15 protein-coding genes are annotated in these 19,813 nt (G+C 73.4%); 4 read left to right on the forward strand and 11 right to left on the reverse strand.

What is annotated here, in order from left to right:
• Window positions 1-13 precede the first annotated feature (13 nt).
• Window positions 14-592 carry a TIGR03086 family metal-binding protein gene (locus ACIGZJ_RS00655; protein WP_396455254.1) on the reverse strand — a complete coding sequence of 193 codons (579 nt, stop codon included), beginning with the start codon at window positions 590-592 and terminating at the stop codon, window positions 14-16.
• 99 nt (window positions 593-691) lie between these two features.
• Between ACIGZJ_RS00655 and ACIGZJ_RS00660 the strand changes: the two genes are divergently transcribed.
• Entirely contained in the window at window positions 692-1,729 is a 1,038-nt protein-coding gene (locus ACIGZJ_RS00660; RefSeq protein WP_396455255.1) for a helix-turn-helix transcriptional regulator, read from the forward strand.
• Here the strand turns inward: ACIGZJ_RS00660 and ACIGZJ_RS00665 are convergent.
• The 9 genes from ACIGZJ_RS00665 to ACIGZJ_RS00705 form a co-directional block, all read right to left on the reverse strand.
• Window positions 1,693-2,877, reverse strand: coding sequence for an alpha/beta hydrolase (locus ACIGZJ_RS00665; RefSeq protein ID WP_392927237.1), 1,185 nt, complete (start codon window positions 2,875-2,877; stop codon window positions 1,693-1,695). The two genes, ACIGZJ_RS00660 and ACIGZJ_RS00665, sit on opposite strands and share 37 nt — an antisense overlap.
• Before the next feature lie 184 nt (window positions 2,878-3,061).
• On the reverse strand, window positions 3,062-3,409 hold the full coding sequence (locus ACIGZJ_RS00670; RefSeq protein WP_396455256.1) for an MmcQ/YjbR family DNA-binding protein: 348 nt from the start codon (window positions 3,407-3,409) through the stop codon (window positions 3,062-3,064).
• Window positions 3,410-3,504: 95 nt separating this feature from the next.
• The gene (locus tag ACIGZJ_RS00675) at window positions 3,505-5,799 is read right to left on the reverse strand and encodes a Dyp-type peroxidase (RefSeq protein WP_396455257.1); all 2,295 of its coding nucleotides are present in this window, start codon (window positions 5,797-5,799) and stop codon (window positions 3,505-3,507) included.
• Between the two features lie 47 nt (window positions 5,800-5,846).
• Window positions 5,847-7,739: a galactose oxidase-like domain-containing protein gene (locus ACIGZJ_RS00680; RefSeq protein ID WP_396455258.1), complete on the reverse strand. Its 1,893-nt coding sequence runs from the start codon at window positions 7,737-7,739 to the stop codon at window positions 5,847-5,849.
• A gap of 232 nt (window positions 7,740-7,971) precedes the next feature.
• Window positions 7,972-9,216 carry an acyltransferase gene (locus ACIGZJ_RS00685; protein WP_396455259.1) on the reverse strand — a complete coding sequence of 415 codons (1,245 nt, stop codon included), beginning with the start codon at window positions 9,214-9,216 and terminating at the stop codon, window positions 7,972-7,974.
• Window positions 9,217-9,246: 30 nt separating this feature from the next.
• Window positions 9,247-10,365: an alpha/beta hydrolase gene (locus tag ACIGZJ_RS00690; RefSeq protein ID WP_396455260.1), complete on the reverse strand. Its 1,119-nt coding sequence runs from the start codon at window positions 10,363-10,365 to the stop codon at window positions 9,247-9,249.
• Window positions 10,366-10,486: 121 nt separating this feature from the next.
• On the reverse strand, window positions 10,487-11,161 hold the full coding sequence (locus ACIGZJ_RS00695) for a response regulator (RefSeq protein ID WP_396455261.1): 675 nt from the start codon (window positions 11,159-11,161) through the stop codon (window positions 10,487-10,489).
• Window positions 11,158-12,459 carry a sensor histidine kinase gene (locus ACIGZJ_RS00700; protein WP_396455262.1) on the reverse strand — a complete coding sequence of 434 codons (1,302 nt, stop codon included), beginning with the start codon at window positions 12,457-12,459 and terminating at the stop codon, window positions 11,158-11,160. Before ACIGZJ_RS00700 ends, ACIGZJ_RS00695 begins: the two co-directional genes overlap by 4 nt.
• 109 nt (window positions 12,460-12,568) lie before the next feature.
• Entirely contained in the window at window positions 12,569-13,273 is a 705-nt protein-coding gene (locus tag ACIGZJ_RS00705; protein ID WP_396455263.1) for a TetR/AcrR family transcriptional regulator, read from the reverse strand.
• Between the two features lie 219 nt (window positions 13,274-13,492).
• Between ACIGZJ_RS00705 and ACIGZJ_RS00710 the strand changes: the two genes are divergently transcribed.
• Entirely contained in the window at window positions 13,493-15,100 is a 1,608-nt protein-coding gene (locus ACIGZJ_RS00710; protein ID WP_396455264.1) for an MFS transporter, read from the forward strand.
• Between the two features lie 178 nt (window positions 15,101-15,278).
• Here the strand turns inward: ACIGZJ_RS00710 and aceE are convergent, their stop codons facing one another.
• The gene (gene aceE, locus ACIGZJ_RS00715) at window positions 15,279-18,029 is read right to left on the reverse strand and encodes a pyruvate dehydrogenase (acetyl-transferring), homodimeric type (protein ID WP_396455265.1); all 2,751 of its coding nucleotides are present in this window, start codon (window positions 18,027-18,029) and stop codon (window positions 15,279-15,281) included.
• Window positions 18,030-18,545: 516 nt separating this feature from the next.
• On the opposite strand from aceE, the gene ACIGZJ_RS00720 reads away from it, so the two are divergent.
• Both ACIGZJ_RS00720 and ACIGZJ_RS00725 read left to right on the forward strand, forming a co-directional pair.
• A complete protein-coding gene (locus tag ACIGZJ_RS00720; RefSeq protein ID WP_387939950.1) occupies window positions 18,546-18,980 on the forward strand; it encodes a DUF3052 domain-containing protein in 435 nt (144 codons plus the stop codon).
• A gap of 229 nt (window positions 18,981-19,209) precedes the next feature.
• A complete protein-coding gene (locus tag ACIGZJ_RS00725) occupies window positions 19,210-19,668 on the forward strand; it encodes a peroxiredoxin (RefSeq protein ID WP_396455266.1) in 459 nt (152 codons plus the stop codon).
• Window positions 19,669-19,813: the final 145 nt, after the last annotated feature.

The raw sequence follows: 19,813 nt of genomic DNA on the forward strand, positions 1-19,813 counted from the left end.
ACCCGGCGGCGGCTCAGGCCTCGCGGCCCAGCCAGGCGGCCAGCCGGGTGGCGGCGTCCGCACCCTCGGGCGCGGTCCGCTCGTCGGCGAAGGGGATGGTCTCGTCGCGCGAGCCGGGCGGCAGCACGGCCCGGGCGATCGACAGGGCGGTCTCGGCCAGCGGCCCGTCCAGGACGAGGCTGCTGCCGAGCGCCCGGGCGATGTCCCAGGAGTGGGTGACGGCCTCCACGATGTAGCCGCCCAGCACCGCCCGGCCCGGCACCTCGCCCCAGGGCGCGACGGACGGGCGGTCCAGCTTGGCGTCGTCCGCCCAGGCGGCGGTGACCCGGGCCCGGGCCCGGCCGAGCGCGGCCGGCCAGCCGTCGTCCGGCTGATCGCCGGTCGCGGCCGCCACGTCGTGGGCGATGCCGCCCTCACCGATGTAGGCGAGCCGGTGCACCCCGCCGACCACATGGCCGAGCAGCTGCCGCAGGTCGTACTCGGTACACGGGGTCGGCCGCCCCAGCGCCTCCGGGGTGACCTCGGCGATCAGCTTCTCCAGCTGTCCGAGGGCGAGCAGGTACAGCGGGCGGGGGTCCTGGGTGGTGTCCACGCGGGGTCAACTCCGTCGATTCGCAAGGGTTTCCTTCTCGGAGGCAATCTCCCGGCAAAACCTGACAGGGAGCGTCAGGATTTCTGGGATCCTCGTGCCATGAAGGCCGACCGCCTGCTCTCGATCCTGCTGCTGCTCCAGACCCGGGGCCGGGTGCCCGCCACCGAACTGGCCGACCGGCTGGAGGTGTCGGTCCGCACCATCTACCGCGATGTCGAGGCGCTCTCGACGGCCGGCGTCCCGGTCTACACCGAGCGCGGCCGGCACGGCGGGATAAGCCTGCTGCCCGGCTACCGCACCGACGTCAGCGGCCTGACCGCCGACGAGGCCCGCGCGCTGTTCGTGCTCTCCGCCCAGGGTGCGCACAGCGACCTCGGCCTGGACGGCGCGCTCGGCTCGGCCCTGCGCAAGGTGATGGCCGCACTGCCGGCCCCGCACCGCCCGGCCGCCGAGCGGATCAGCGAGCGGATCCTGGTCGACCCGGCCCGCTGGCTCCAGCCCGGGCCGCCCGCCGGGCCGGACCTCGGGGAGCTCCAGCACGCCGTGTTCGCCGACCGGCGGCTGCGGCTGCGCTACCGGCACAGCGGCGCGCCCGCCCCGGTCGAGTACACCGTCGACCCCTACGGCCTGGTCAGCAAGGCCGCCGTCTGGTACCTGGTGGCCGATCTGCAGGGCGAGCCCCGGCTGTTCCGGGCCGACCGGGTGCTGGCCGCGGAGGCCGCCGAGGAGCCGGTGCGGCGCCGCCCGGGCCTGGGGCTCGGCGACGTCTGGGCGGTGCTGCGCGAGCAGGTGGAGCGGCTGCCGAAGGAGGTGCCGGTGAAGGTCCGGGTGCGGCGCGGGCGGCTGGACCTGTTCATCCGGATCCACGGCACCCGGCTCGCCGCCGCGCCGCCGGAGACGGGCGCCGGGGCCCCCGAGGAGTGGGTCGAGCTGGCGATGGCCTTCCCGTCGCCGGCGGCCGTCCGCGCGCTGCTCTCCTTCGGGATGGACGCCGAGGTGCTCTCGCCGCCCGCCGCCCGGCGGGAGATGGCCCGGGCCGCCGCCGAGGCCGCCCGGGTCTACCAGGACCAGCGGGACCAGCGTTCCTGCGGAGGGCCGGGTCAGGCCTCCGGGGCCGGGCGGACCACGTCCTCGTAGTGGCCCAGGGCGATGGCCGCGAAGTTGTGCAGGCTGTCGGTGCCGGCGACGAAGTAGCCGTTGTGCCCGGAGGAGCGGGCCGAGGAGATCTGCTCGGCGCCGAAGTCGGTCGAGGTCGGGTCGGCGCCGTGGCCGAGCCCGCCGACCTCCAGGTAGGGCACGTTGCCGATCCAGTCACTGCCGTTGCGGGTCGCCCAGACGTGCACGCCGGCGCCCAGCTCGGAGGTGCTCTGCACGCCCATGCCGGGGCTGCCGAACACCATCAGGTCGGTGACCCCGGAGGTGTCGGACGGCGAGGTGGCCGCCCGCGGGATGTCCGGCGCGGCGTTGCCGCAGACCACCGTGCCGTAGGAGTGGCAGAGCAGCGAGGGCGGCGCGTCCGGCCGGGTGGTCTCCTTCAGCCCGGCCAGCAGACGGCCCAGCCGCGGCGCGCCGACGTCGGCGAGGCGGGAGGTGACGGCGTCCGGGCCGAGGCCCGACGGGGTGACGTACCCCGTCCAGGCGATCACCGCGGTCCGGGTGCCGGGCGACTGCCGGTGCTCCTCGGCGAAGAGCGCCCGGGCCATCCCGGCGGGGGAGCGCAGCGGCTCGGAGGCCTGGTCGAAGTGGCCCAGGTCGGCGTCCGATCCGGGCACCAGGACGGAGATCCGGTCGGCGTCCGCGAGGTCGCCGAAGACCTCGGTGACCAGGCCGCGCCCGCGCGGGTCGAAGGCGAGCACCTGGCGCTCGGGGGCGAGCAGGTGGTCGACGTCGTTGGCGCGCGAGACGGCCAGCGCGCGGAGGTCGGAGTCGACCTTCCGGTCGGCGGCGCGGGCCCGGGCGCGGTCCCGCTCGGCGGTGAGGGCGATCCGGTTGGCGCGGTAGCGCAGCTCCACCGGGGCGCCGTCGAAGTTGCCGACGACCAGCGGGTAGTCCTTGATCAGCCGGTCCAGCTCGGTCGGGGCGAGCGAGGCGAAGAAGTCGGCGGCGGCGGCCGGCGTGGTGGTGGCCGGGTCCGGCAGGGACCGGCCGAAGGTGTGGTCCTCGACCCAGGCGGCGCTGCCGGCCGGAGGCGTGGAGATGGCCAGCTGCTCGGTGGAGGCGGCGGCCTGGGCCGCGGCTGCGCCGGCATCGGCAAGCACGGCGCCGGCCGCGAAGGCGCCGATCATTACACGCTTCCACCGCCGACGGCGCATCGCGTCAACTCCCTAGGGGCCCGTGACCGTTCCACGGGCGGGGCCCGGAGGGTGGTACGACTGCCAACTTCCTGGGCCAGCCTAGGGTGCCCGGGGGACTGGTGGGCACGCCTAAACTGTGGGATGGGTCACATGAACCGGGGGTGTCCGGTTGGTTTCAGTCATCGGCCAGTGCGTCGAACTCCTTGACCAGTCGCTTCGGTGCGGTGCGCCGCCAGGCCTCGGTCAGCAGATCGCGCAGCTCGTCCGGGTCGACCGCGTCGAGCCGGACGCCCACCCAGCCGTGCCGGCCGACGTACTTGGGGTAGGAGAACACCTCGGGTTCGGCGGCGATCAGCTCCAGTTGGTCCTCCCGGGCGGCCTTCAGACTGACCGTTTCGCCGTCCGGCGAGCCCATCGCGAAGATCTTCGCGCCCACCCGCAGGGTCTCGATCTCCCAGGTGGGCTGCTGCACGGCCGCCGGCAGGGCGAGGGCCATGGTCCGGAACTCGTCGAAGGTCACCATGGCGGCAGCCTAGGCCAGGGGCCTGACGGACCGTCGCCCCCGGTGCGCCGCGAGTGCTGCGCGCGCCGGGGGCGACGGTCGGTCAGGGCGTCACGTCACAGCAGTGAGCCCCAGCCGCTGCAGGAGCGGTCGCCGGCGACCTGGCGGTCCGGGTGGCCGCTGCCGTCGGCCACCGAGATCCGGCGGTAGTCCTCGCCGTGGAAGACCCAGTACTCGCTCTTGCCGCCGACCCGCTGCTGGTCGGGCACGGCCAGGAAGCAGTCCACCCTGGCGATGCCGCCGAGCGATCCCCACTGGGTCAGCTCGCGGTCGGAGCGCTCCAGCGCGTCGGTGTGGGCGGCGCCGTCGGCCACCGAGATCAGCCGGTAGACCTGCCGGCCGCCGGTGCTGTGGAACACCCAGTACCAGCTCTTGCCGCCGACCCGCTGCTGGTCCGGCACGGGGAGGAAGCAGTTCACCTGGCCGACGCCGCCCAGTGAGCTCCAGGCCGTGAGGTCGCGGTCCGGGCGCTCCAGGGCGCTGGTGTAGCCCCCGCCGCCGCAGGTGATCGAGACGGCCCGGTACTGCTGGCGGCCGCCGGTGCTGTGGAACACCCAGTACCAGCTCTTGCCGCCGGGGTTCTGCAGGTCGGGCATCGGCAGCACGCAGTCGATCCGCCCGACGCCCTGCAGGCAGGTCCAGGTGGTCAGCCGGCTGTCGCCCTCGACCGCGCGGTCGGTGTGGGCGGCGCCGTCCGCGACCGAGATCCGGCGGTACTGCTCGCTGTGGAACGCCCAGTACTGGCTCTGCCCGCCCTTGCGCTGCTGGTCCGGGACGGCGAGGAACTCGTCGCAGGGGTACGCCTTGCCGGGCTGCGGCTGCTGTTGGCCGCCGCCCTGCTGGCCCTGCGACTGCCCGGTGAGCCGCCCCTCGGCGAGCGCCTTCAGGGTGGAGAGGGAGGGGGCGAAGGCGTAGACCGAGCCCTGGGTCTGGACGAACTGCTGGAAGCTCAGCGGGGTGTGCCGGATCGCGCCGTCGGGGCCGCGGCTCTCGAAGTCGACGCTGTCGGCCTCGGTGATCACCGGGTCCTTGCCGGGCTGGGGGTTGCGGCCGGGCGGGAAGTCGGGCTGGTCGATCCAGTCCGCCTGGATGAACTCGAACTGCCTTGCGATGTCGGCCTGGTAGCAGACGAAGAGCAGGCCGCGCGGGTCGTCCGGGCCGCCGGGGCCCTCGGAGGCCGGGTCGAAGGGGTGCCCGTAGGGTGCGCCGCGGCGCATGATCCGCCGGCCGTCGAGCTCCTTGGCGTCGAACGGGGGCCGGCTGGGGTTCGGCGCCTGCAGCCCGGCGCGCGGGCTGGTCTTGCGCAGGTGCGAGAAGAGCGGGGTGGCCAGGCCCTCCAGGTCGTCCCGGTAGTCGAAGTCGTTGTCCGAGGAGGCGTTCGGGTCGAACGGGACGTCCCGGTCCTGGTGCTTGCAGACCGGCGCACCCGAGCGCCAGCGGCCGACCAGCCGGGCGGCCAGCCACTCGGCGGTGGCGGTGTCGGGGACGGCCTTGGCCTGCTTGAGCTCCTTCAGCTTGACGGAGATCTGCGACCACCAGCCGGGGACGTCCTGGGACAACCGGCGGACGACCTGGAAGGAGCCGTTCCGCGCCCACTCGGGGTAGTCGGTGAAGCTGCCGGGGGCGGGCTCCTCGCCGACGACGAACTCGCCGGCCGGGATGATCCGGGTGCCCGGGTGGCCGTCCACCTCCTCCGGGCGGGCGGCGCTGGGCCGGTCGAAGAAGCGGATGCCGGGCTCGCTGATGCCGTCCTTGAAGCCGAAGTGCTCCTTGCCCCGGCGGCTGCCGAGCAGGGTCTTGGCGTTCTGCTGGAAGATGATGACGATCTTGGACTCGGCGGCCGCCTCGCGCTGGGCGGTGACGGCGGCCGCCAGGTCGGCCTCGGTGTCCGAGGCGATCGTCAGCACGGCGTGCACCGGCTGGCTCCTGCCGTTGCCGAAGAGCCAGTTCTCCGGGGAGTTGTCGCCGGTGTCCCCGAGCGCGCCGGCCCGTTTGGCGGAGCCCTCCTTGAACGCCTCCAGGCCGCTGCCGGTCGGCGGGGCCTTCTCGAACGGGTCGGTGGTGGAGAGCTGGCGCATGCCCTCGTAGGTGAAGCTGACGCCGAGCCAGGTGGCCTTGAGGGTCTTCGGGTCGTCGCCGCCCGAGGACCGGCGGGCCTCGCTGAACGCCTCGTTGAAGTCGGCGACCTGCCGGGTGGTGGCGATCTGCGGCGCCAGGGTCCGCAGCCAGCTGCGGGCCCTGGCCGCGTCCTCGAACTTCAGGAACAGCAGGGTGACGTTGTCCTTCTTGAAGCCGGCGACGATGTCGCCCTGGATCTCGTCGCTTTGGCGCAGTCTCAGATCCGTTGCCATGGGGTTTCCTTCGCTGGTGTTTCGGGGGAGGCGGACGGGATCGGGCCTCAGGAGCCGAGCTGCACCCACTGCGCGACGCTGGGCACGCCCTGGTCGTTCAGGAGGAAGAGCATGTACCAGCCGGGCGGCGCGGCCTTGGCGTCCGGCGGGGCCTGGAGCTCCAGCCGGTTGCCGGCGCGGCTGGTGATCCGCAGCTCGACGTGGCGCTGGCTGGTGTTGACCGAGTGGGTCGCGGTGGTCGGCGAGAGCAGTACGGCCTTGGCGGCGCGCTCCGGGGTGCCGGTGGTGACCAGGAACTTCTTGTCGAAGCCGACCGGGGTGGTGGGCGCCCGGTCGAGCGAGGGCCGGTTGCCCTTGTGCAGGTAGGCCGGCTCGTAGATCTCGATGGTGCCGTTCATGTCGTCGTTGATGTTGGGGTCGTTGGCGAGCTGCTGCAGCTCGTCGCCCGTCACCATGACGCGCCCGTCCGGCAGGACCACGGCGTTGGAGTGGTAGCCGCGCGGCAGCCGCTGGACCGGGCCGAGCCGCCAGTTGCCCTGGGAGTCGCGAAGCTCCGTCTGGCGGTACTTCAGGTCGGCGTTGGGGTTGTAGGGCCCGTTGCCGTAGTCGCGGATGTCGTACGCGCCGTTGACGGTCAGCAGGTTGCCGTCGGGCAGCAGCAGGGTGTCGTCCTGGGTACGGCCGAACGCCCGGGACTTCTCGGCCGTCCAGGTGCCGTTGGCGAACCGCAGGGTGCTCGGGTTGTCCCGGTCGCCGCCGAGGACCAGCGCGGAGTCGGGCCCGTTCACCCCGCCGGGCAGCGGGATGGCGGAGCCGTAGTTGCGCTTCTTGCCGTCCGGGCGGGCCTGGAGGTCGCTGCGGGTCTCGTTGACCGGGTCGAAGGCCCACTGCTCGTTCGGCTGGCGCCCGAAGGCGTAGATGTTGCCGTCGCGCAGCGAGAACAGGTGCGGGTAGTCCAGGGTGAACGGGGCGTCCGCCTTGAACCGGTCCACCGGGGTGTTCCGCGGGGTGTCGGTCTTCAGCGTCGGCACCGCGTGGCCCTTGGCGGGGAAGCGCTCCACCACCGGGGTCGGGGTGCCCCAGCCCAGTTCGGACTGGCCGGACATGATCAGCTGCCGGCCGTCCGCGCCGGTGACCACCGAGGGGTACCAGCGGCCGACGGACATGTCGGGGTTGCGGGTCCAGGTCTCCGTCCAGGGGTCGAAGACCAGCGAGAGCTTGGCGCCGGTGCCGCCGTTGCCACCGAGGTTGCCGCCGAAGACGCCGAGCATGCCGTTGGGCAGGAAGGAGTGGCCGGAGCAGAAGAACGGCGCCGGGCGGGGCTGGTTGAGGCCGTCCGGCATGTCGACCACCGGCGGGGTGGCCTTGGTGAAGGCGTTCGCGCCGGTGCCCTTGGCCGGGTCCCAGATGTAGGCGCGGCCGGCGTTCTCGGTGCCGGTGGTCTGGGTGGGCGCGGGCTCCTTCTCCGGGTTGGTCTCGATCCGTTCGAAGGAGAACAGCAGCACCTTGCCGGTCGGCAGCATGGCGATGTGGGCGGCGAACTCGGGGGAGGGGAAGTACTCCTTGAACGCGCCGAAGACCGTCGGGTCGAAGCCCGCGTTGATGCTGGTCTGGGAGTCCGTCAGCGCCTTCAGCCGGTTGGTCCGCGTGGTCTGCGGGTAGTCGCCGACGCCGCGCACGGCCGCCCGGGCGCGGGCGTGCTCCTCGGCGTGCTCCTGGCCGAGGGCGGCCACCTCGTCGTCCCGCATCTCCTCCTGGACCCGGGGCGCGGTGATGTGCGGGGCGGTGTCGGCGGGTTCACCGTGGGCGCGGCCGAGGGCGAGGGCCGGGGCGGCGGTCAGGACGGTGCCGGCGGTCAGCGCGCCGGCCACGGCGGTGGCGAGGGCGGACAGCCGGCGGGACCGCGGCCGGGGCTGCGGCCGTGGCGGGGACAGGGACATGGGACTCCTCGGAAGGGGGGACACGTCAGGAGGGGTCGGCGCAACGGCGCGGACGGGCCGTGGGCGGACGCGGGCACACGCGGTGGCCGACGGTGACAGGACATCACAGCGCGTGGTGGTTCGCATGCGGATCCACCCGTGGGTGGGTGCGTGTCGCGGACACGCCTGGGGCGCGGGCCGATCGGCCCGCGCCCCACTGGTCCTCACGCTCCGGCGCTCGCGCCCTCCCTGGTCACACCACCCCCAGCGCGTAGGCGGCGAAGAGCGCCGCCCCGGCACCGGCCACCGCCTTCCAGGTGCGGGAGACGGACGTCCACGGCCCGTCGAAACGGCGGGTGAACCACCCGATCGCGACCAGCGCGGCGCCGAACAGCGGAAGCAGCGCCAGCCGGGCGGCCACCCAGCCGAGCGAGTCGGGTGCGGTGGTCAGTCCCGGCACCGCGCCGAGGGCCGCGGCGCCGGGCGCGGCGACCGCGAGCATCGCGCTCTGGTGCCAGCAGAAGATCGTCATCGCCGAGAGGTTGACCACGACCACCGGCAGCCAGAGCAGCGGACGGCGCCCCAGCAGCCGCCCGAGCCGCTCGCGCAGCAGCACGGCCGCGCCGCACTGCACCGCCGCCAGGGCCGGCACCAGCAGGGACGGCGGGTGCGAGTTGGTCCGCTGCACCCCGGGCACGCCGACCATGCTGGCCGGGTAGTGGAAGACCAGCAGCAGGGCGGCGAACAGCGCACCGCCGCCGAACAGCAGCAGCCGCGCCCCCGGCCGGCCGAGCCGGCCCTGCGCCCAGAGCACCCCGAGCTGGTAGCCGAACAGCCAGCCCGGCAGGATGTTCAGCAGCCCGACCCAGGACGGCACCGCGTCGGCCCACGGCCCGTACCGCAGCGCGTCGACCACCGCGACGGCGGCCACCAGGGCGCCCGCCGACCAGCCGCGAAGCCTGCGGCCGGCCGCCATGCAGAGCGGGGTGAGCGCGGTCAGCCCCAGGTAGACGACGATGTACCAGAGCGGCTGCACCACCAGCACCGAGCCGGTCCGCACGGTGTCGCCGGGGACGCCCAGCCGTCCCAGCAGCGGGATCAGTACCGCCCAGACGGCCGCCACCCCGAGCACCGGGCGCAGCAGCCGCACCGACCGGCCGCGCAGCCAGCCCGCCCAGGTCTCCCCCCTGGCCCTGGCCCGTTCCAGCGAGCGGACCGAGGAGTGGCCGCCGACCAGGAAGAAGACCCCGAGCATCTGGAGCACCCAGCTGAGCGGGGCGAAGAAGCCGAGCGAGGCGAGCGGGCTGGCGTTGTGCAGGGCGCCGTCGGCGGATCGGGTGAGGCCGCCGAGCATCCAGTGGCCGAACGGCACGGCGAGCAGGGCGAGCGCGCGCAGGCCGTCCAGGGCGCGGTCGCGGGTCTCGGGGGTGCGGGCGTCGACCCGGGCGGCGGCGTTGCGCAGCGCGGTGAAGGGGCGGGCGGTGCGGGGGTGGGCCATGGCGGTGCTCCTCGGGGGTGGTGGGTCGGGTCAGCGGCCGAGCGCGACGGCGGCGAAGGCGGCCAGGGACGCGGTGCCGGGGGCGAAGTAGCCGGTGTGGCCGTGCGAGCCGGTGGCGGGCAGCGGGCGGGCGCCGAAGCCGGCGCCGGTCGGGTCGGCGCCGTGGCCGAGGCCGAGCACCGAGACGTGGGGCACGTCGCCGATCCAGTCGGAGCCGTTGCGCGCGGTGGCCCAGAGCGGCACCCGGGGGTCGAGCTCGGCGGCCGAGCCGACGCCCATCCCGGGGGAGCCGAGCACCACCAGGCCGGAGGCCCGCGCGGGCCCGGGTGCGGCCAGTCCGCAGACCACCGAGCCGTAGCTGTGGCAGAACACCGTGGCGGGGGCGTCGGGGCGGGTGGTGACGGCGAGTCCGTCGAGCAGCCGGTCGAGCCGCCGGGCCCCGGCGCGGGCGAGGTCCTCGGTGGCGGCGTCCGGGCCGAGGCCGACCGGGGTGGTGTAGCCGGCCCAGGCGACCACGGCGGTCCGCCGGCCGGTGGCCTCGTACAGCGCGCGGGCCATCCCGGCCGGGGTGCCGTAGGGGTCGGCGGCCCGGTCGAAGCTCAGCAGGTCGATGTCGGAGCCGGGGACGACCACCGCCGTGCGGGGCGCCGCGGCCAGGTCGCCGAACACCTCGGCGGCCTGGCCGCGGCCGCGCGGGTCGAAGGCGAGGATCTGTCGGCCGCCGTCGAGCAGGGTGCGGTAGCGCTCGGCGCGCTCGCGGGCGGCGGCGTGGTCCTGGGGGGTGAGTGCCGGGTCGGCGGCGCGGGCCAGCTGGCGGCCGCGCTCCTCGGCGAGGGCCAGCGCGTTGGCGCGGTAGCGCAGCGGGACGGGGGCGCCGTCCAGGTTGCCGACCACCAGCGGGTGGCGGACGGCCAGCGCGTCCCGCTGGGCGGGCGGCAGGGCGGCGAAGAAGGCGGCCACCTCGGCGGGGGTGGCGGTGGCCGGGTCCGGCAGCCGGATGCCCAGGGTGGTGTCGGCCGTCCAGGCGGCGCTGCCGGGCGGCGGGCCGGTGACGGCCTGCTGGGTGCCGGCCGCCCAGCCGCCGGCGCCCAGTACCGCGGCGACGGCCAGTGCGACGGCGGCGACCGTCCTCCTCAGGCGCTGCTGCATGTCCGTTGTCTCCCTCGTCCGTGTGGTCCCGACGGAGAGGAAGGTAGAAATGCGGCGGCCCCGCGGGCGTCACACCGCGGGGCCAACTCCCGGGTGCTACCCGGGTATCAGGGGAGGGCCGTCACTGACCCGGGGTCACCAGGCCGGACTCGTAGGCGAGGACGACCGCCTGGGCGCGGTCGCGCAGGTCGAGCTTGGCGAGGATGCGCCCGATGTGGGTCTTGACGGTCTGTTCGGCGAGGACGAGTCCGGCGGCGATCTCCTGGTTGGACAGGCCGCGGGCGATCAGCTCCAGGACCTCGGTCTCGCGCGGGGTCAGCCCGTTGAGCCGCAGCCGAGGGTCCCGGCGGCGGGCGGGCCTGGTCCGGGCGAAGTCCTCGATCAGCCGGCGGGTCACCGAGGGGGCGAGCAGGCCCTCGCCGGCCGCGACCACCCGGACGGCGGCGATCAGGTCGGCCGGCGGTGCGTCCTTCAACAGGAAGCCGCTGGCCCCGGCGCGCAGCGCCTCGTACACGTAGTCGTCCAGGTCGAAGGTGGTCAGCATCAGCACCTTGGGGCGGTGGGCCCCGGGCACGGCCGGGTCGAGCAGCCGGCGGGTCGCCTCCAGGCCGTCCATGCCGGGCATCCGGACGTCCATCAGGACCACGTCCGGGTGGGTGCGTCCGCAGACCTCCAGGGCCTGTGCACCGTCCGCGGCGTCGCCCACCACGTCGATGTCGCTCTGGACGCCCAGCAGGGCCCCGAAGCCGGCCCTGACCATCGCCTGGTCGTCGACGATGATCACGCGGATGGTCATGGCGTTGTCTCCACAGGGGTGTCGAGCGGCAGGGCGGCGGCCACCTTGAAGCCGCCGTCGGGCAACGGGCCGGTGTCCAGACTGCCATCCAGCAGGCGTACGCGTTCCCGCATTCCGACCAGGCCGTGGCCGGTGCCCTCGGCGGAGTCCTCCAGCGGCGCGCGGCGCTCGGGCGGGGCGCCGTTCACCACGGTGACCAGCAGGACCGGGCCGTCGACGGCGAGCGAGACCCAGGCGGGCGCGCCGGGCGCGTGCCGGACGACGTTGGCCAGCGCCTCCTGGACGATCCGGTAGACGGAGAGGTCGACGGCCGGTGCCAGCGCGCCGTCGATCCCCGGCGGCACGGTCAGTTCGGCCGGGACCCCGGCCCGGCCGACCGTCTCGACCAGCTGGGCGAGTTGGCCGACGCCGGGCTGCGGGGCCGTCTCGGCGGCGGACTCCTCGCTGCGCAGCACGCCCAGCAGCCGCCGCATCTCGGTCAGCGACTCGCGGGCCGTCCCGGCGATGGCGGTGAACTCCTCGGCGGCCTCCGGTGGGACGCCGGTGATCCGGTAGGGCGCGCTGGCGGCCTGGACGGCGATCACCGACATGTGGTGGGCGACCACGTCGTGCAGCTCCCGGGCGATCCGGGCGCGCTCCTCCAGCAGGGTGCGCCGCTCGCGCTCGGCCTCGCTGATGTGCTCCTGCTCGGTGAGCAGCCGCTGGGCCTCGGCCCGCTCCCGCAGGGCCCCGCCGAGCACCAGGACGGCGCCGGTCAGCGCGATCGCCAGCACGCTGTTGTCGCCGCCCTCCCGGCTGCCGAGGCCGATCGCCGACAGGGTGAGGCTGCCGGCGGCGGTGGCCAGCCAGACCGCGATGAGGGTGCGCCGGGGCTCGCGGAGCGCGAGCGGCACCATCAGCATCAGGTAGCCGACGACGAGGGGGGCGGGCCAGGGCCAGCTGGCGGAGGACTCGCCGCCGGTGGTGAGGATCAGCAGGGCGGCCAGTGCGCCGGCGCCGCCGGTCACCCACCAGGCGGGCAGCGGACGGCTCGACGCGAACAGCAGCGGCGCGGTCTGCGCGAGGGCGAGGGGGGCGGCGAGCCCGGCGTCCAGCCCGTAGTCGCGGGTGAGGACGTTGATCGTGCTCGGCAGCAGCGAGCAGAACGCGCACAGCGCGAGCGCGTACGGCAGGTAGCGGACCCAGCGGCGGGAGGCGTGGGCCAGCAGCGGGGTGCGGTCGGCGGACGGGCTGGCGAGCGGGGCGAGCAGGGCGGGGAGTCGGCCGCCCCGGGCCGGCCCGGTGGGCGGATCGATCATCCGGTCAGCCTAGGTGCGCCGGGCCGCCCGGGCGTCGGACCGGGGAGGGGGATCGGCCGTAGTACCCCGGTATGACCCGGCGGCGCCCGGGGGCCCCGGCGCGGGCCGCTCAGCGGCGCCAGTCGCCGGCCAGGGCGGGGCCGAGCTGGTCGAAGTGGCGTTCGATCAGCTCGATCATGCCCTCGGGGCCGGACTCCGCGCGGTCGGGCGTCCAGGAGAGGTGGGCGGAGCGCAGGACGGCGCCGAAGACGGCGGCCAGGACGGCGGGGCGCAGGTCCTCGGCCGGGTCCAGCCCCTCGCGGTCGGCGATCACCCGGGCCACCACCCGCTCCTGCTCGGTGACGCGGCGCAGGTGGGTGGCGAGCAGCGGCGGGGTGTTCTCGATGATCTGCATCAGCTCCAGCGCGCTGGTGATCGAGCCGCTCCCGCTCGGGTGGTCGGAGGCGAGGTCGCGCCAGGACTCGACGATCGCGGCGCGCAGGGCCCGCAGCGGGTTCTCCTCGGCGGGGCGCCGGCGCAGCCGCTCGATGAAGTAGTCCTCGGCGTCGGCCAGCACGGCGAGGGCGACCTCGTCCTTGTTGGCGAAGTAGCGGAAGAAGGTGCGCTGCGAGACGTCGACGGCGGCGGCGATCTCGTCCACGGTCGTCCGGGCGAAGCCCTGGCCGATGAACAGCTGGTGGGCGGCCTCGATCAGGGCGTCCCTGGTGCGCTGCTTCTTGCGTTCGCGCAGACCGGGCGGCTGGGCGGCGGACTGCCCGGAGACCGCTGCGGCGGAGGCCGCTGCGGCGGCGGGGGGAGCGGGCTGCGCGGCCATGGCGGGGGCCTTCCGGAGGTGCTGCGGGCGGGGTGTCGGAGCACAACTGTAGCGTTCTGACAAATGTCAGACAGGGTCAGAAGTCAGTTCTTGCCGAATGTCAGAGGCTGACATAATCTGCCGGAAGTGGCGCCCGCCGGGCCGATGACTCGTGGGGACGGGTGGGCAGTGGGCGCCACGTCCACTTCCGATCTCTGCCACGCCCCCGGAGGGCCCCGGATGAGCCAGTCCGTCGTCAAGAGCGCCAAGGCGGGCCGGCCGCCGCTGCGCGATGAGCCAACCGCCGGGGGCCGCCTCCAGGGGCACCCCTGGCTGACCCTGCTGACCGTCGCGGTCGGCGTGATGATGGTCGCCCTCGACGGCACCATCGTCGCGATCGCCAACCCGGTCATCCAGGCCGACCTGAAGGCCGCGCCGTCCGAGATCCAGTGGGTGACCAGCGGCTACCTGCTGGCCCTCGCGGTCTTCCTGATCACCGCCGGCAAGATCGGCGACCGGTTCGGGCACAAGAACACCTTCCTGGTCGGCGCCGTCGGCTTCGCCGCCACCTCGGCCGCGATCGGCTTCGCCGGGAACATCCAGACGGTGATCGCCTTCCGGGTGCTCCAGGGCCTGTTCGGCGCGCTGCTCCAGCCGGCCGCGCTCGGCCTGCTGCGCGGGGCGTTCCCGGCCGAGCGGCTCAACATGGCGATCGGCATCTGGGGCGGGGTGATCGGCGCCTCCACCGCGGCCGGCCCGATCGTCGGCGGCCTGCTGGTCGAGCACGTCAGCTGGGAGTCGGTGTTCTTCATCAACATCCCGGTCGGCCTGGTCGCGCTGCTCCTCGGGCTCTGGATCCTCAAGGACGTCCGGGCCGAGAACGCCGCCAGGTCCTTCGACCTGCCCGGCATCGCGCTGCTCTCGGCGGCGATGTTCGCCCTGGTCTTCGGCATCATCAAGGCCCCCGAGTGGGGCTGGGCCGACGTCTCCACGCTGCTCTTCCTGGGCGGCGCGGTGATCCTGATGACGGCCTTCGCGTTCTGGCAGCGGGTGGCCCGCGAGCCGCTGATCCCGCTCGGCCTGTTCCGCTCGGTGCCGCTGTCGGCGGGCACCCTGCTGATGGTGCTGATGGCCTTCTCGTTCTTCGGCGCGATCTTCTTCGTGACCTTCTACCTGCAGAACGTCCACGGGCTCTCGCCGGTCTCGGCCGGTGTCCACCTGCTGCCGATGACCGGAATGATGATCGTCGGCTCGCCGGTGGCCGGACTGGCGATCGGCAGGCTGGGCCCGCGGATCCCGATCGTGGCGGGCATGCTGATCACCACGGTGGCGATGTTCGGGATGTCCACCCTGGACGCGGGCTCCGGCGGCGGCGTGATGTCGCTCTGGTTCGTGCTGATGGGCCTGGGCATCAGCCCGGTCATGGTCGGCGCCACCGAGGTGATCGTCGGCAACGCCCCGCTGGAGCTGTCCGGTGTGGCGGGCGGCCTGCAGCAGGCCGCGATGCAGGTCGGCGGCAGCCTGGGTACCGCCGTACTGGGCGCGCTGATGGCCGCCAAGGTCACCGACGTGCTGCCCGGCAACTGGGCCGGGGCCGGGCTGCCGCCGGTCGAGGCCTCCCAGGTCGAGGGCCTCAACCAGGCCGCCCAGCTGGGCATCGCCCCGCCCGCCCCGGCCGGCACCCCGCAGCAGGCGGTGGACGCGATGGCCGGCGCCGTCCACGACTCCTTCGTCAGCGGCATGTCGCTCGCCTTCGCGGTGGCCGCCGTGGTGGCCTTCGGCGCCGCGCTGCTCGGCCTGCTCACCCGCCGGGGCAGCACGGACGCCGGCCCGGCCGTGCACATCTGAGGCACCGCGCACCGCCCGGGCGGCCCCGGACCCCGCACAGGGAGTCCGGGGCCGCCTGCCGTCCGGGCCCGGGCCGGACGCGCCGCGAGTGCCCGTGGCCGGGCGAACCGGGCCGCGAAACCCCGAAGGGCCCGGCCTCCGTCACGGAGGCCGGGCCCTTCGGTATCGGTCGGACCGGTCAGGCGTCGCCGCCGGCGGCGCCCGGGTCGGCCGCCGCCACGTCCAGCAGCTGGTAGCGGTCGATCGCCTCCTTCAGCGCGCTGCGGTCGATCCTGCCCTGCTTGGCGAGCTCGGTGAGCACGCCCAGGACGATCGACTGCGCGTCGATGTGGAAGAAGCGACGGGCCGCGCCACGGGTGTCGGCGAAGCCGAAGCCGTCGGCGCCCAGGGACTGGTACTGGCCCGGCACCCAGCGCGAGATCTGGTCCGGCACGGCGCGCATCCAGTCGGACACGGCGACGAACGGGCCCTCGGCGCCCTGGAGCTTCTGCGTCACGAAGGGGACGCGCTGCGGCTCCTCCGGGTGCAGCAGGTTGAACTCCTCGGCCTCCACCGCGTCGCGGCGCAGCTCGTTCCAGGAGGTCGCGGACCAGACGTCGGCCTTGACGTTCCACTGCTCGGCGAGGATGCGCTGGGCCTCCAGGGCCCACGGCACCGCCACGCCGGAGGCGAGGATCTGGGCCGGGACCTGGCCGGCGGTCGCCGGGGCGTACCGGTGCAGACCCTTGAGGATGCCCTCGACGTCGACGTTCTCGGGCTCGGCCGGCATCTTGATCGGCTCGTTGTAGACGGTCATGTAGTAGAACACGTCCTCGCCGTGCGGGTGCTCGGCGCTGGAGCCGTACATCCGCCGCAGACCGTCCTGGACGATGTGCGCGATCTCGAAGCCGTACGCGGGGTCGTACGCGACGACGCCCGGGTTGGTCGAGGCCAGCAGGTGCGAGTGGCCGTCGGCGTGCTGCAGGCCCTCACCCGTGAGGGTGGTGCGGCCGGCGGTGGCGCCGATCACGAAGCCGCGCGCCAGCTGGTCGGCCATCTGCCAGAACTGGTCGCCGGTGCGCTGGAACCCGAACATCGAGTAGAAGACGTACACCGGGATCAGCGGCTCGCCGTGGGTCGCGTAGGACGACCCGGCGGCGATCAGCGAGGCGGTGCAGCCGGCCTCGGAGATGCCGTCGTGCAGCATCTGGCCGCTCGGCGACTCCTTGTAGGCGAGCAGCAGATCGCGGTCGACCGACTCGTAGGTCTGGCCGAGCGGGTTGTAGATCTTCGCCGACGGGAAGAGCGAGTCCATGCCGAAGGTGCGGTACTCGTCGGGCGCGATCGGCACGAAGCGGTTGCCGATGCCCTTGTCGCGCATCAGGTCCTTGAGCACCCGGACGAACGCCATGGTGGTGGCGATGGTCTGGTTGCCGGAGCCCTTCTTGACCGCCTTGTACGCGTCGTCGCCCGGGAGCTCCAGCTTGCGCGGCCGCACCTTGCGGGTCGGCACGTAGCCGCCCAGCTCCTTGCGGCGGTCGTGCATGTACTGGATCTCCTCCGAGTCACGGCCCGGGTGGTAGTAGGGCGGGTAGCCCTCCTCCAGCTGCTTGTCCGTGATCGGCAGGTGCAGGCGGTCGCGGAAGCGCTTCAGGTCCTCGACCGTCAGCTTCTTCATCTGGTGCGTCGCGTTGCGGCCCTCGAAGTTGGGGCCCAGCGTCCAGCCCTTGACCGTCTGGGCGAGGATGACCGTCGGCTGGCCCTGGTGCTCGCGGGCCGCCTTGAACGCCGCGTAGACCTTGGCGTGGTCGTGGCCGCCGCGACCCAGGTGCTGGATCTGCTGGTCGGTCATCGACTCGACCATCTTGCGCAGCCGCAGGTCGCCGCCGAAGAAGTTCTCGCGGATGTACGCGCCGGTCTCGGTCGCGTAGGTCTGGAACTGGCCGTCCACCGTGGTGTTCAGCTTGTTCACCAGGACGCCGTCGCGGTCCTGCGCGAGCAGCGGGTCCCAGCTGCGGTCCCAGACCAGCTTGATCACGTTCCAGCCGGCGCCCCGGAACTGGGACTCCAGCTCCTGGATGATCTTGCCGTTGCCGCGGACCGGGCCGTCCAGGCGCTGCAGGTTGCAGTTGACCACGAAGGTCAGGTTGTCCAGGCCCTCACGGGCGGCCAGCGACAGCTGGCCCAGCGACTCGGGCTCGTCCATCTCGCCGTCGCCGAGGAAGGCGTAGACGTGCGAGTCGGAGGTGTCCTTGATGCCCCGGTGCTCCAGGTAGCGGTTCATCCGGGCCTGGTAGATCGCGCCGAGCGGGCCGAGGCCCATCGAGACGGTCGGGAACTCCCAGAAGTCCGGCATCAGCCGCGGGTGCGGGTAGCTGGAGAGGCCGTACGGGGCCTTCGACTTCTCCTGGCGGAAGGCGTCGAGCTGCTGCTCGGACAGTCGGTCCAGGAGGAAGGCGCGGGCGTAGATGCCGGGGGAGGCGTGGCCCTGGAAGAAGATCTGGTCGCCGGACTCGCCCTCGGCGTCCTTGCCGCGGAAGAAGTAGTTGAAGCCCACGTCGTACAGCGACGCGGAGGAGGCGAAGGTGGCGATGTGGCCGCCCACGCCGATGCCGGGCCGCTGGGCCCGGGAGACCATGACGGCCGCGTTCCAGCGGGTCGCGTTGAGGACCTTGCGCTCGATCTCCTCGTTGCCGGGGAAGAAGGGCTCGTCCTTGGTCGCGATGGTGTTGACGTAGTCCGTGCTGCGCATCTCGGGCACGGCGACGCGCTTCTCGCGGGCGCGCTCGATCAGGCGGAGCATCAGGTAGCGGGCGCGCTCGCGCCCCCGCTCGTCGATGGCCGCGTCAAGCGACTCCAGCCATTCCGCGGTCTCCTCGGGATCGAAGTCCGGGACCTGACTCGGAAGGCCGCCAATGATGATCGGGTTGCGATCGGATCCGGAAGCCACGCTGTTCCTTCACTGTCGGTCGAAACTGAGGTGTGTCGCGCCGCCTCCATCGTGCTACCGCGCTCGGAGATCCGTCATCTCTACCGATCGGTAACCATTCCGCCTGGTGGGCGGTACGGTCTGGCGGTGAGCGGTCCAGGCGCCGTCGCCTGTACCGCGCACCCCCGGGTGTTACGAACAGAGGTGGTCCGACCTGGTTGCCCGACCGTCCGATGGCGGGCGGTCGGGGTGAGGGCCAACAGGAGACTCTACGCCCGCGCACGCGCGGACCCGAATGCCGTTCGCATCTCGGGCACGCGTACGCCCTGTGGGCCGGGACCACCCGAAGCATCCTTGTCTTACGCAGAGAAGGGCAAATCGGTGTGATTCGCGACACATCGACCGGCGTGTCCCCCTGTGGCACGTCAACCTTTGGGGGGGATCGGGGGTCGGGTACTTGCGCGAACCGCCGCGCCCGTGTGGACTACGGCCACAGCCTCGGCATGGACGCCGGGCCGAATACTGGAGGTTATTCCCGTGAGCGCGACCGCGGACCCCGCGGACAAGTCCAACCCGGCGCACCGTCTCGGTTTCGAGAAGGACCAGATCATCCAGGAGCTGGGGTACGACGAAGACACTGACCAGGAACTCCGCGAGGGCATCGAGGAGCTCACCGGGACGGATCTCGTCGACGAGGACTACGACGACGTCGCCGACGCCGTCCTGCTGTGGCACCGCGACGACGACGGGGATCTCACCGACGCCCTCGTCGACGCCCTGGAGTACCTGGCGGAGGGCGGCCTGATCTGGCTGCTGACGCCCAAGACGGGTCGGGACGGCCATATCGAGGCCTCCGACATCGCGGACGCGGCCAAGACCGCCGGTCTCTCGCAGACCAGCTCGATCGCCGTCGCCAAGGACTGGGCCGCCACCCGTCTGGCCACCAAGGCCGCGAAGGCGGGCAAGCGCTGAGCACCCTGTGAAAGCCCCGGCCGGGCCCCGCTGGACGAACCTCCAGCGGGGCCCGGCCGCTTTCCGTTCCCGTTTGGAGTCGCTGACCAGGGCGGCGTTCGCCGAGGGCGAAAGCGGGGGGTCCCGGACCCCCGGCCTCACCCATCCGGCCGAATCGGCCCCGACGAATGCGAGGATGACGCTCGCCGCGCCCGTCGCGCGGCACGGTCGCGTCAGAAAGGTCCCACTCATGGCCATCGAGGTCGGCACCCAGGCTCCGGACTTCGAGCTGAAGAACCAGCACGGCGAGCTGGTCAGGCTCTCCGACTTCCAGGGCAGCAAGAACGTCGTCCTGGTCTTCTACCCGTTCTCCTTCACGGGCGTCTGCACCGGCGAGGTCTGCGCGATCCAGAAGGAGCTCCCGCAGCTGCAGAACGACGAGGTGCAGGTGCTCGGCGTCTCCAACGACTCGCCGTTCACCCAGCGGGTCTTCGCCGAGCAGGAGGGCCTGGACTATCCGCTGCTCTCCGACTTCTGGCCGCACGGCGAGGTCTCCCGGGCCTACGGCGTCTTCAACGAGGAGAAGGGCTGCGCCGTGCGCGGCACCTTCGTGATCGACAAGGCCGGCACGGTCCGCTGGAGCGTGGTCAACGACCTGCCGGACGCCCGGGACGAGCAGGAGTACCTGAAGGTCCTCGGCGCGCTCTGAGGCCCCGTGCAGGCCGCGTACGGCCCCTCGGGGCGGCGCGGGAGAGGCCCGGGAGGGCCTGTGGGGCCCCTGGGCCCGGCGGTGCCGGGAATCGATCACGGAGATTCGAACAGGCACGCCGGGCCCGTTCCCTGCCCAGGACGGG

The sequence above is a fragment of the Kitasatospora sp. NPDC052868 genome (assembly GCF_044547105.1).
Lineage (GTDB): Bacteria > Actinomycetota > Actinomycetes > Streptomycetales > Streptomycetaceae > Kitasatospora.